Genomic DNA, 12,628 nt, shown 5'->3' with positions numbered 1-12,628 from the left:
CATGCCGATCGACCACCGCCTCTCCCCCGAGCACGAGGAACTCCGGCGCACCGTCGAGGAGTTCGCCCACGACGTCATCGCCCCGAAGATCGGCGAGTTCTACGAGAACCACGAGTTCCCCTACGAGATCGTCCGCGAGATGGGCCGGATGGGCCTCTTCGGCCTGCCGTTCCCCGAGGAGTACGGCGGCATGGGCGGCGACTACCTCGCCCTCGGCCTGGTCCTGGAGGAGCTGGCCCGGGTGGACTCCTCGATCGCCATCACCCTCGAAGCCGGGGTTTCCCTCGGCGCCATGCCCGTGTACCGCTTCGGCACCGAGGAGCAGAAGCGGGAGTGGCTGCCCCGGATGTGCTCCGGCGAGATCCTCGGCGCCTTCGGCCTGACCGAGCCGGACTGCGGCTCGGACGCCGGCGGCACTCGCACCACGGCCGTCCGCGACGGCGACGCGTGGGTGATCAACGGCTCCAAGTCCTTCATCACCAACTCCGGCACCGACATCACCGGCCTCGTCACGGTCACCGCCGTCACCGGCCGCAAGCCGGACGGCCGCCCCGAGATCTCCTCGATCATCGTGCCCTCCGGCACCCCCGGCTTCACGGTCGCGCCCCCGTACTCCAAGGTCGGCTGGAACGCCTCGGACACCCGCGAACTGTCCTTCTCCGACGTCCGGGTCCCGGCCGCCAACCTGCTCGGCGAGGAGGGCCGCGGCTACGCCCAGTTCCTCCGCATCCTCGACGAGGGGCGCATCGCCATTTCGGCCCTGGCCACCGGCCTCGCCCAGGGCTGCGTGGACGAGTCCGTGTCCTACGCCAGGACGCGCCGGGCCTTCGGGAAGCCGATCGGTGACAACCAGGCGATCCAGTTCAAGCTGGCCGACATGGAGATGCGCGCCCACACCGCCCGCCTGGCCTGGCGCGACGCGGCCTCCCGGCTGCTGGCCGGCGAGCCCTTCAAGAAGGAGGCGGCCCTGGCCAAGCTGTACTCCTCGGAGATCGCCGTCACCAACGCCCGGGAAGCCACCCAGATCCACGGCGGCTACGGCTTCATGAACGAGTACCCGGTGGCCCGGATGTGGCGCGACTCCAAGATCCTGGAGATCGGCGAGGGCACGAGCGAGGTCCAGCGCATGCTGATCGCCCGCGAACTCGGCTTCGCTTCCTGAACCGGCCACCGGCCACCGGCCACCGCACAACGCGCCCGGCCCGGAACGATCCCGGGCAGGGCGCCTCGGCAACTTGCCTCAAACGGCTACTTGCACGTCTCGGGCAAGTAGCTGTTTGAGGCAAACTTGCCCGGATTGGCGACTTTACTGAACCAGGCACGTCGCGCATCCGGGCAAGTTCGCATCGCGGGGGAACAGGTGCCCCCGTTCAACGGCTCGACCTCGCGGCCCGTCGCAGAGACCTCGCCAGCGAAAGCCATGGGGGCCGGACTCCAGGGACCTCCCGGTTTCGACCCGGGCCGGTCAGCCGCTCAGGAGGAGCCACACCAGCACCAGCAGCAGCGAGGCGAGGACAGAGAACGCGATGACCACCCCCACACGGGCGTCCTTGTCCTGGGCCGCCCCGTAGCCGTCCCCGCCGTACCGGAGCTCAGGGCCGGGGAGCACGGTGCGCGTCGTGGGGGTGGGCGGCCCGGGGTCGCGCTTCCGGGCGGGTCCGCGGCCCCGTGGGGTGGGCTCGTGGGGCGGCGGAGGGGCGGGCGGCCAAGCGGGGCCGGGCACGGGCACGGGGCCGGGGCCGGGGCCAGGGGTTTCCGCTGCCGGGTCCTGCTGGACCGTCCGGAGAAGGGCCAGCCAGACCGTGTCCCCGAGTCCCGGGCCGTGCTGGTGCTCCAGGATCCGGTCGACCGCCGCCCGGCCCGCGAGATCCGCGCCGAGGGCCAGCCGGGGCAGCACCGCGGCCAGCCGGCTGCTGATCCGTGCGTCCCGCGCCAGCGGCCGGACGGCCCAGTGGTAGAGCGCGGCGGCATTGGCGGCCCGGGTCTCGTCGGCGGGCGGGGGGCCGGCCGACGGGCGCGGCCGGCTCGTCACGAACAGCCCCATGTCCAGCACGGTGTCGCACAGTTCCCGCCGCGGCGTGCGCCCCCACTCGCCGTACCGTCGGGCGATCTCCCCCACCAGCAGGCCGACGGCCGCGTACGGGATGTGCTCCTGCCGCAGTGCCGTGATCAGGTGCCGGTCCGCGGTGCCCGCGGCGGCGGCCACGGCCTGCCGCCGTCCGGTGGGGGACTCCTCCATCGTCCGCAGGGCGGTGAGGAGTTCCGGGTAGCCCACCGTCCGCTTCCGTTTCCGGAGGCGGTCGGTCAGGCGGTCGATCAGGTGGCCGGGCGTGGGCTCGGCCGGCCACTCGGGGCGGACGCGCGGCAGCCCGGCGAAACCGCCCGCGGCGGCGGCCGTCCGGGACTCGGAGGGCCGGGCCGAGGGTGCGGGCACGGGTGGTTCGCTCCCGCACGCGCCGTCCGGACCGTGCGCGCCTTCCGGCGCACCGCCCGGCCCGTGCGCACCGCCGGATACGGGCGCACCCCCGGCGCCGTACCCGCCCTGGGGGCCGCACCCGCCGCCCGCGCCGGACGAGCCGTCTCCGCCGTGCGGACCGCCGATGCCGAAGACCCCGTCCCCCGCCAGGAAACCGGCGCCCGCGTCGTACGAGTCGCGCGGTCCGGCCGCCGGCCGCCGCCCGCCGCCCGGGGGCCGGCTCAGCTCGGTCAGGGCCCGCTCCGCGGAGGCGAGCAGAACGCGGCCGCTCCCGGTGCCCGCCGGCCCTCGCGGTCCGGGGTCTCCGGCGGCGGCCGCCAGCGCCTCCGCCACCTCGTACTCGTACCCCTCCCCCTCCTCGACCCGGCGCAGGTAGTGGTCCACCAGTTCGGCCGCCACCCGCTCGGCCCGGTCCCCGTGCCGCTCCCGGGGGTCCGTCCGGATCCGGTCGGTGCCCTGGGAGACCGTGCCCGGCCAGCTCCGGACGAAGAGGAAGCGGATCGCCGGGTCCTCCGCGGTGTCGTGGGTGGCGAACGTCCATCCCCCGGGGCGGACCCCGCTGAAAAGGCCGTGCAGCCCCCACAGCACCCGGCGGGCGCTGTCCCCGCCCGCCCGGTCCAGCACGGTGAACCCCTGCGCGGGGTTCCGCAGGAACTCGGCCGCCACGGCCGCCAGGGTCTCCGCGACGTCCGGGAGCCCCGCCCGCAGCGTCCGCTGCCCGTCCTCGGCGGACGGCCTCAGCGCGGACTGGTGGACCGCCTCCAGGCCGCCCCGGACGTCGCCGAGCGGGAGTCCGCTGCCCGCCCACGACCAGCGGCCCAGCCCCAGGCAGAGATCGGCGTCGAGGATCTCTGGCGGCCCGAGCAGCGCGTGGCAGACCGTGCTCGACCGCCGCCCTGCCGGGGCGGGCCAGGGGGACCGGTGGACGAGCATGGCCTGCCCGCCCTGCTCCAGCCTGATCAGGGCCGGGACCGTCTCCGCCGCCGTGCTGCGCAGAAGCGCGGCCGCCCGGCGGAAGAACTCCTCGGCGGTCTCCCGGTCGCACGACCAGGCGACCGGGCCGAAGCCGGTCGTCCCCAGGGTGTTCCCGGCGTCCCAGCGGAAGACGATCTGGTCCACCCATTGCTCATGACGGACCATCAGGTCCCCACCTCTTTCCATCGGGCTCCGGGGAGGAGCCCGCTCATGGCGAAGACCGACAGCAGCGGGGTGAGGACCCGCCGCGGTCTGATGCCGTGCGGATAGACGTCACCGCGGGCCTGGGCTCCGGTCGCCGCCACGAAGTGCAGCGTGCACCGGGCGCAGTCGTCGAACGGCTTCAGCCAGGACGCGTTGCCGTGGTGGGCCACGAAGGCGTAGGCGTCACGGCTCTCGGCGAGCAGGTCCTCCTCGTCCAGGTCCCCCGCCGCGCGGCTCAGCCAGCGGTCCACCGAGGGGTCGAACCGGATCAGATCGCTCTTGTTCAGCGCGACCGCCGCCGGTGCGTCGATGCAGGGGCCGATCCGCGGCACCCGGTTGAGGACGGTGGTGAACGCCTCGTCGCCCAGTTCCCGCTGGTGGAGCCCGGTCCGGGAGCGGACGGGGTCCAGGGCCGGGAGCCGCAGGGCCCGCAGCGGGTCGAGGACGAAGATGAAGGCGCCCACGCCCATCAGGAAGCTGGTCACCTCGCCGTTCTGCGCCAGGTCCTCGCCGGCGAGGTCGAAGAAGAGCACGGGCCGCGTCACCCCGCCGCCGGTGACGAGCAGCCCGTCGGCGAAGTGGGCGAACGACATCTGGCCGGTGCTTTCGAGCATCTTGCCCCGGTGCAGGCGCTGGACGCGCTCCCGGATGAACTCCCGGTGGGCGTCCGGGTTGAGGGGCAGGCACTTCAGCCCGTACGGCTCCAGCCCGCCCTGCTCGATCTCGCCCAGCATCGCGGCGAGGAGGTGCGTCTTGCCGGCCGCGGAGCTGCCCACCAGCGCGACGGTCAGCGGCTCGCCGTTGGTGAGGAACGGGACGGGCAGGTGGTGCGGCGCGTCCGCCGGGGCGTGCGGGCAGGACTGGTACGCCTGCCGCAGCGCGTCCTGCCGGTGCATGGGGCGCCGCTCCCGGCTGAGGTCCAACGGCCGGAAGACCCGCTTGCCGTCCAGGGTGACCAGCCGTGTCTCGTCGTACTCCACCGGCAGCAGACAGTACGGGCAGAGGGTGGGCCGGGCGGCCGGAGGCGGGGGCGGAGGCGGGGCCTCGGGCTCCCGCACGGCGCCGGACCCGGAACCGCGCGGCAGCCAGAACCGCCAGGAGCGGCGCGGTGTGGGGTACTCGTAGCACTCCTCCTGCGGCGGCTCCCCGGTGCCGAGCTCCTTCCGCTTCTTGGCGCGCTGGGCGTCGAACTCGGCGCGTCCGGCACTGAGCGGGTCGGCCGGGGCGGGCGCGGAGAGCGGGTCGGGCACCTGGAGCAGGCGCATCAGGTCGGACGGGCGGGGCCGGTTCACCGCGCGCGGGTCGAACAGGCCGCTGTCGGCCGGCGCGGCCAGCCGGCGGAACTCCCCGAGGTCGTGGGGCGGTTCCGCGGCGGGGCCGGGGCGGCCGGACAGCAGGAAGTAGACGAGCCGGCCGACGGCCCACAGGTCGTCGCGGGTGTCGGCGGTCCCCGTGCCCTCGCGCTGTTCGGGCGGTGCCCAGGGCGCGGCGCCGAAGGGCTCCCGCGGCTCGCCGATCCGCTGCGCGCCGTAGGGCTCGGCGAGGCGGACGTGGGTGCCGTCCCAGCGGACGGTGTCGGGGGTGATCTCCCGGTGGACCAGCCCCGCCTCCTCCAGCAGGCGGACGGCGAGCACGAGTTGCGCGATCAGCCTCTGCTGCTCGGCGACCGTCAGCGTGCCCTGCCGGCCCGCGAGGGGCTTCCCCTCCGGGGCGCGGTAGAGCACATACGGCTCCGCCGCTTCGAGGTCGAAGCCGACCAGCCGGGTGAACACCTCCCCGAACCGCTCGGAGCCGTACCGCCGTTCGAGCGCGACCGCGGCGCCGACCTGGCGCTCCAGCGCCCCGTACGCGGCGTTGTCGCCCTGCTCGGAGAAGGGCAGCCGGTACTGGAGGACGCGCCTGCCGTCGCCGAGCGTCACGGTGCGGGCCGCCAGCGGCTCCCGCCCGGGGATCCGCACCGCGGCGTGGAGGCGGGCCATGGTCCGGTGCGCCTCGCCGCCGGGGGTGAGGAACTCCAGCTCCGCGCTCCCGCCCTCACCATCGGCTCCGGCCCCGGCGGCGGTACCACCGGCACCGGAAGCGCCGCCGGCCGCCGCGCCCTCGTTGGTCCTCATCGTGGTTCCCCCTCCTCCGCCCTGACGGTGCGGACGATCTCGGCGCGCAGCGGTACGAGACACAGCACGCCCGCGTGGCGTCCGCCCGGCGTCCAGACGATGTCCTCGCCCGCGGCGTGCCAGCCGTCCCGCGGCAGGTCCGGTTCCGCGCCCCGGCGCATCGCCTCCGGGGCGAACCGCACCCGCCGTACCGCCGTCGGCTCCCTGGAGAGCATCCGGCGGTGCTCGGCGCGGCAGAGCGGAACGGCTTCGTCCGCGCCGCTGTCCGGACCGAGCAGCTGTCCGGCCCGGTCGGAGGAGACCCCCAGCAGTTCGGCGGCTCCCGGACGCTCTCCGGGGTCGGCGGAGAAGGCGGGCGGCGAGGTGGCACCGTCGCGCCGGAGCCCGGCCCGCTCCTCCTCCAGCAGCTCCGTCATCGGCAGCCGCACCGAGCCCCGTCCCGCCTCGGCCGGATCCCGCTCGACCGCGGCCCAGCGGGTGGCGAGGATGCGGGTGGCGCCGCCGGCCAGATCCCCGAGCAGCGTGGGGACGAGGGCGGGGCCGCCGTCGCCGCGTTCCCGCTCCAGCCAGGGCGGGTCGGCCGGCGCCCCGGAGGACGGGGCCTCCGCGGCGGCGCTGCCGTCCCACGGGGCCGTGCGACCGGTGGGCGGTCCCCCGCCTTGGGGCGGGCCGCCGAGGTGGCCATCGCCGACGCCGCGACTGTTGCCGTCCCCGTGGCCGTAGCCCTCCCCGTGGCTGTTGCCGTCGCCGTGGCTGTTGCCGTCCCCCCAACCGGCCCAGTTCCACGGGTCGTCGGCCGTACCGGCGGCGGCTCCGGAGGAGAGGGCGGAAGCGGCCGTGCCGTTGGCACCCGCGGAACGCCGTGCGCCGGCCGCCCCTGCGTCCTGGGCGGCAAGGCATTCCTCGGCCGTGTCGGCGAGCCCCCGAACGAGCAGGGCGACGGCGCGGGCGCCGTCCGAGCAGTGGTAGCGGGCGTCGGCGAACAGCCAGTCCTGCACGGCTGTCTCGGCCAGCAGTCCGTCGATGTCCTGGAGGCTCCGGGCCGCGGACCGCACATCCGTCCGGTCCCACCAGTCGTCGACGGCCGCCGTCCAGTCCCGCAGGACCAGGGCCACCGAACCGGTGACGGCCAGGCCGAGCGCCGCCGCCCCGGCCCAGGCCGGCAGGGCCAGCAGCGTTCCGGCCAGCCCTCCCGCGGCGCCGCCCGCGAGGCCGGCGACCAGCCGCAGTCCCGAACGCGTGCTCCCGCCCCCGTCCAGCGGACCCGCAGGGGAACGGTTGGGCCGGCGCCGCAGCATCAGCAGGGTGAGCAGCGCCAGGACGAGCCCGGTCAGCGGCCCGGACACCCAGCCGGGGCCCGGCCACAGTCCGGCCGCGAACGCCAGGAGCAGCACGGGAGCCGCGTGGGCGAATGCCGGACCGTCCGGTCCGAAGGGGAGAGGCGACGCCAGCTCCTCCGGCATCCGCTCGGGACAGATGTCGTCCAGCCGGGCCAGCCGGGCCGCGCTGCCCGCCGGGGCGGAACGGTCGGACAGCGCGCCCAGCCGGGCGGCGACCGAACGCAGCGGCAGCCCGGCGGCGATCAGCCGCTCCGTGTAGGCGCGGAGCCCCGGGCCGACCGCGCTCCGCGACGCCTCGGGGAGCTCCGGCAGATCGATGCCGCGCTGCAGGAGGCCGCTGCGCTGCTCCAGGCTGAGGCGGTCGCCGCCGCCCTCGCTCAGCGCCTCGGCGACGCACCCGCGGTAGGCGCCGAGCGCGTCGGCGAGGTCAGCGAGCCGTTCGGGGAGATCGACGGTCCGGCCGCGCCGGCCGAACAGCCCGGCCGGGCCGCGCACCTGTTCGTATCCGTCCTCGGCGTCCCGCAGCGCCCGCTCGCCGGCCAGCCGCCGCGTCTCGGCCCGTCCCCCGGGGACGAGCCAGTTGCGGCCGGCCAGCGCGCGGGGGACCGCGGCGCCGATGAGGTGGCCGAGTGCGGCGGGGACGGCGTCGGCGGGGGTGGCGTCCGAGCCCGGCACACCCTCGACGACCAGGGCGGGAGGGGGCACGTCCGCGCCGGTCAGTTCCTCCAGCGCCTGGCGCCAGGCGCGGGCCTTGGCCTCCTCCGTCAGATCGTGTTCCAGCACGCGGGCCGCGGGGACGGCCACCCCCTGCGGGACCTCGGCGATCCCCCCGAGCACGGCGCGGAACACCGAAAGTTCGGAGAGGAGTTCGACCATCGGGCGCAGGGCCTCGCCGACCGCCTCCGGGCCCGGTTTGCCGCTGCGGCTGCCGGGGCCCTCTCCCCCGCCGGCTCCGCCCCCGCCACGGCCTTCCCCGGGACCCGGCTCCGTGCCGTCCGCCCCGGCGAACGCGTCGGGGATCCACAGCACGCCCGCGGTCCGCAGGACGTGCGGGAGGAGCAGTTCCCGGGAGTCCGCGCCGCCGTACGCCAGACAGAGCACTTCGGCGGGGCCGTGGGAGTAGAGCCGCTCGTAGTGGACCTGGTGGTCCATCAGGTCGGGTGCGTCGTCGAGGACGAGGAAGCAGCGGGTCCCGGCGGCCGGCGTCCGCGCCAGAGCCTCGCGCACCCGGGCCGCCAGGGCCACGGGGGTCTGGGGCCGGCCGCCGCGGTGGCCCAGGTCGACGCGGACCACCGGCTCCGCGGCGGACCGGCGTTCGGTGCTCACAGCCGCGTCTCCTCGTCCCCGCCGGTCCGGCGGTCCCGGCCGTCCCCGCGGAGCGGATCGGGGGCCGGGCCGCCTCCGTGACGCAGGCCGCCTCCGTCGTCCCAGTCGTCTCCGGAGGCCCGGTCATCCCCGCGGGCCCGGTCTTCCCCGCGGGCCCGGTCACCTCCGCGGGCCCGGTCGTCTCCCGTGTCCCAGTCGTCTCCGGAGGCCGGGTCGTTCCGCCGGGGCGGATCGTCCCAGTCGCCGCTGTCCCAGGGCTCCTCCTTCGGAGCCGGCTCCGGGGCACGGCGCGGAGCACCCTCATCGCGGTGCGGATCGTCCGTCCGGTAGGGCTCGCTCCAGCCGTCCGGCTCCGCCGCGCCCGCGTACGGCCCGCGCCTGCCGCTCCCCGCGGGCGGCCCGCCCCCGCCCGGGGCGGGCGGCTCCGTCCGGCCGGTGCTCCGCTCGGACGGGCCGGGGTACCGCCCGGCCCGGTCCGTGTACGCCTCGTCCGGGCCGTCGTCGTACGGCGCACCGTCCCGCCGCCGGCCGGTGTACGGCTCGCTCCGGGCCGCCGAGGGCTCCGCCCGTCCGGTGCCCGGCTCCCACCGGCTTCCGGCTGCCGGGTCCGGCCGGCCCGCGTACGGCTCGTCCGCCTCTGCGGCGTACCGCTCGCCCCGGCTTCCGTACGGCTCCCCGGCCCGCCCGGCGCCCGGTTCGCCCCGGCGCCCCGGGTACGGCTCGCCGCCGCCCCCGTGCGGTTCCCCGCTCTCGTACGGGCTCTCCGTCCCGTACCGCTCCTCCGTCCGGTACCGGTCCTCCGCCCCGTACCGCTCCTCGGTCCGGTACGGCTCCGCCGGTTCCCGAGGGGGCCGGGGTGGTGCGGGCGGTTCGTGGCGCGAGCCGTTGTGGCGGCGGTGCGGCACCGCCGGCTCGGGCTGCGGCTCGGCGGCCCCGTCCCAGGGCCGGCCGGGCGGCCCCGGCGGCGCGGTGCGCGGGCCGGCCGGCGCGGTGCGCGGGCCGGCCGGCGCGGTGCGCGGCGCCGGCGGCCGGGAGGCGGCCGACGCCTCCCGCTCGTACCGCTCGTCGAGTGTCCGCAGATTCGGCCGGGTGGCCCGCGCCGTCCCGGGGAAGCGCAGGTCGAGCGCGCCGGTGAAGGTCTTCTCCCAGAAGTCCCGCAGGGGGACGAGCCACTCCCCGTCCTCCGCAGTGAACTCACCGGCCAGCTCGTCCAGCAGGGCCCGCTGCCGCGGCGCCACCTCGTGTACCAGTCTCCGGAAGAGCGGAGACGGAGCGGCGTTCCGGGTGGTCAGCCCGTGGGGCCGGGTGCGCATCAGCCGATCGCAGACGTCCTTGACGATCGGGCCCTCCTCGTCCAGCAGGGCCCACTGCTCGTAGGCGCGCAGAAGCCCGGCCCAGCTGGACAGGCCCTCGTCGAAGGACTCCAGCCGCAGGGTCATCGTGGCCGAGTCGCCCTCCTGAAGCCGGACCCGGATCCGGTCGGGGGAAGCGGGGTCGCCCAGAGCGTCCACCTGCCCGTTCCACACCGCGCACAGGATGCGGTGCAGGATGCGCCGCCGGTCGTCCTCCGTGCTGGCCAGCCAGTCGTCGCGGTATCCCAGCCGCTGCCGCCAGTGCAGGAAGTCGCCGCCGCCCGCGTCGCGCGCTTCGGCCCAGACCCGCAGCGAGCGCCGCACCTCGGAGACGTCGGTGAGGCTCATCCCGCTGCGGTGCAGCACGACGGTGATGGCCTCCGCCTCCACTGGCTGGCATCGCGGCTCGCCCACGATGTCGCGGGGCAGGTTGAGCTCCTGCTTGAGATATTCCCCGGTCCGGTCGTCCTTCTCGCTGCGTGGATGCACGATGAGGGCCTCCAGCGGACCGCTGCCGTCGGGGGTGAAGCCGACCGGCAGCAGACCGGCCAGCTGGGAGCGGAACTGCTCCAGCCAGCGGCTGTCGACGGACGCCTCCGCGTTCTCGTCCCCGGCGGCCGCCCGGAGCAGCACCCCCAGCGACGGCAGCAGCGGGCGGTCGTCCAGGGCACTCGTTTCCCCGAAGAGGGTTTTGACGCGGCGTTCGAGGACCTGCTTGATCTCCTTGACGGCGGCGCGCGGAGAGCGGCGCACGGCGTCCAGGGCCCGCTGCCAGTCCTCGGGCTGGACCAGCTCGGCCAGCAGGGTGACCGCGTCGGTGTTCTCCGGCAGGCCGCCGTGCCGGACCAGCCGGCCGAGGACGTCCTCGTAGAAGGCCCGCAGGTTGTTCTGCGGAGGCAGCAGATAGGACACACCCGTGCGGTCGCGGTAGAGCTCCTTGCGGCGATCGGCGAAGTGTTTCCGCTCGTCCTCCTCGTGGGCGCGCAGGGCCCGGACCAGTTCGCCGGTCTCCTTCAGGGCCCGCACCAGCGGGGGCCGCCAGCGGGACTCGTGGTCCTTCCAAGCCCGGTGCCACTGCCGGTTGGCCCGCCACCGGCACCAGGCGTCCTGCTCGTCGATCGCGTCCTGGACATCGGGGTCGCCCCAGCGGGCCGGGACGAGGCCGCCGGCCCCGCCCTTGATCCGGGGGATCAGCGGGGCGGACGGGCCGACGCCCTCCGGCCGCTCCGGGTCGTTCTTGCGGTTCTCCAGCATTCCGGCGAATCCGGCCTCGGCCGTCCGCTGCGGGTGGCCGGGGAGCCCGTTCAGGAGGCGTTCCAGCCGGAACGGCCCCAGTCGGCCGAGCAGTTCGCGGGCTCCGGTGCCCGGGGCGAAGTCGTCGACGAGCCGGGAGATGTCCCGGTCCAGTTCGCGGTCGAGCCGGGCGAGTCCGTCCTCCATGTCGCCGATCCGGTCCCGCAGGGCCTGGGCGATGGGCTTGCTCCCCTTGGGCAGTGGGTCGGGCGCGGGGACCCCGGGCGTCTCCCTCGTCCACAGCCGGCCGATGCCCGACCGCAGGAACATGTCCCGGACCAGGTCCGTACCGTCGTCGCGGGGCCGCCGGGCGTCCTCGGCCATTCCTCGCACGGCCTCGGCCAGCAGCCGGCCCGCCACGATCTCCGCCAGTTCGTCGACCGGGACGGTGAGGGAGGCCGCGAGCCCCGTCGACAGCCCCCGGTGTCCGATGCCGGAGTGGGAGGGCGTGGAGCGCTCCACGCTCCCGTTGATGAAACTGGCGGCGAACGACTGGTGGTCGCCCTCGGCGCGCCCCTGGGTGTTCCCCTCGCCCTGCTCCGTGCCGATGAGCGACATCACCATCGCGGTGATGGATCGGCGCAGGTCCTCCGGCCGGATCACCGAGGGGCAGCCGAACAGGAAGGCGGTCTGCACGGTCGAGGGACGCAGCTTCACCAGGCCCTCCACCGGGTAGCGCACCCCGGCTCCGGCGCGCGGTTCGACGTCGCCGAAGTCGGCCTGCGCGTCGGGCGCATTCTGGTCGTCGACCAGCCGGGAGAGGTCCACCAGGGCCCGGGCGGAGTTGAGTTCTGCCTCCCGTCCGCCGCCCGCCTCCGGAGGGAAGGCGGAGGGCATCACCACCAGCGGATAGATCTTCACCGCGAGCTCTTTGTACGAGCGGAACGCGTGCCCGATGAGATGGATGAAGTCGTAGAAGATGCCGGCCCCGGTGCCGCCGGCCACGGAGAACGCCACGAACACGTCGCAGGCGTGGGCTTGGCGGCCGCCCACCGCCTGCAGGTCGGACTTCGAGTTGCCGATGGCGCTGACAGCTTTCCGAAGCTGCTGCAGAACGGGCTCCAGACCGCTGCGCAGGGTCGCGAAGAGCGCGGCCCGGCCCACCGTGGGAAGCTGACCCGCGCCGTTGTGCAGCGGTGCCACCCGCGGCTGCCGCTGCTCGGGCGGCAGCCAGGAGCGGGTCTCCTCGTGGAGGACGACCCGCAGCATGCGGGTCACCTCTGGAGAACTGTCGTAGCCGGTGGGCAGCAGATCATGGATGGCCCGCGAGGTGCGGGTGTACGCGGCGGCTCCGGTGCCCCTGACACCGAGGTGCGGCAGCCGGTCGAGTTCGGACTCGCTGAAGTCGGCGTAGACGAACTGGAGGCAGTCCGGCAGCTGGAACGGCGCCCTGCGGTCTTCGACGGCCAGCTTGGTGCCGTCGGGTCCGCACAGCTCGCGGCGCAGACCGCGCTCCAGCTCGGCGCCGATCCGGTTCCCGGTGCCGCCCAGGCCAACGAAGAGCATGGGCTGGTGGATCTTCATGTGGTCTCCCATGGGGCCGCCTGG

5 protein-coding genes are annotated in these 12,628 nt (G+C 75.5%); 1 reads left to right on the top strand and 4 read right to left on the bottom strand.

The genetic code is table 11. The features are described 5' to 3' along the window. The first annotated feature begins 1 nt into the window (after position 1). Positions 2–1,162, top strand: coding sequence for an acyl-CoA dehydrogenase family protein (locus tag LIX60_RS20840; RefSeq protein WP_227959837.1), 1,161 nt, complete (start codon positions 2–4; stop codon positions 1,160–1,162). A gap of 303 nt (positions 1,163–1,465) precedes the next feature. Here LIX60_RS20840 and LIX60_RS20835 read toward each other — a convergent pair whose 3' ends face one another. From LIX60_RS20835 to LIX60_RS20820, 4 genes are read right to left on the bottom strand one after another with little or no spacing between them, the layout of a single operon-like run. Further along, positions 1,466–3,616 (bottom strand): hypothetical protein, encoded by a 2,151-nt coding sequence (locus LIX60_RS20835; protein ID WP_227959836.1) that lies wholly within the window; start codon positions 3,614–3,616, stop codon positions 1,466–1,468. Further along, positions 3,616–5,769 carry a hypothetical protein gene (locus LIX60_RS20830; RefSeq protein ID WP_227959835.1) on the bottom strand — a complete coding sequence of 718 codons (2,154 nt, stop codon included), beginning with the start codon at positions 5,767–5,769 and terminating at the stop codon, positions 3,616–3,618. Before LIX60_RS20830 ends, LIX60_RS20835 begins: the two co-directional genes overlap by 1 nt. Further along, complete coding sequence (locus LIX60_RS20825; protein ID WP_227959834.1) at positions 5,766–8,435, bottom strand: hypothetical protein; 2,670 nt, start codon at positions 8,433–8,435, stop codon at positions 5,766–5,768. Before LIX60_RS20825 ends, LIX60_RS20830 begins: the two co-directional genes overlap by 4 nt. Further along, positions 8,432–12,604 carry a tubulin-like doman-containing protein gene (locus tag LIX60_RS20820; RefSeq protein ID WP_227959833.1) on the bottom strand — a complete coding sequence of 1,391 codons (4,173 nt, stop codon included), beginning with the start codon at positions 12,602–12,604 and terminating at the stop codon, positions 8,432–8,434. The genes LIX60_RS20825 and LIX60_RS20820 overlap by 4 nt, the downstream gene beginning before the upstream one ends. Positions 12,605–12,628: the final 24 nt, after the last annotated feature.

The sequence above is a fragment of the Streptomyces sp. S07_1.15 genome (assembly GCF_020739505.1).
GTDB classification, from domain to species: Bacteria; Actinomycetota; Actinomycetes; order Streptomycetales; family Streptomycetaceae; genus Streptomyces; species Streptomyces xinghaiensis.
Note: the sequence above shows the minus strand (reverse complement) of the source record. Positions and strands in the feature narration are given on the sequence as shown.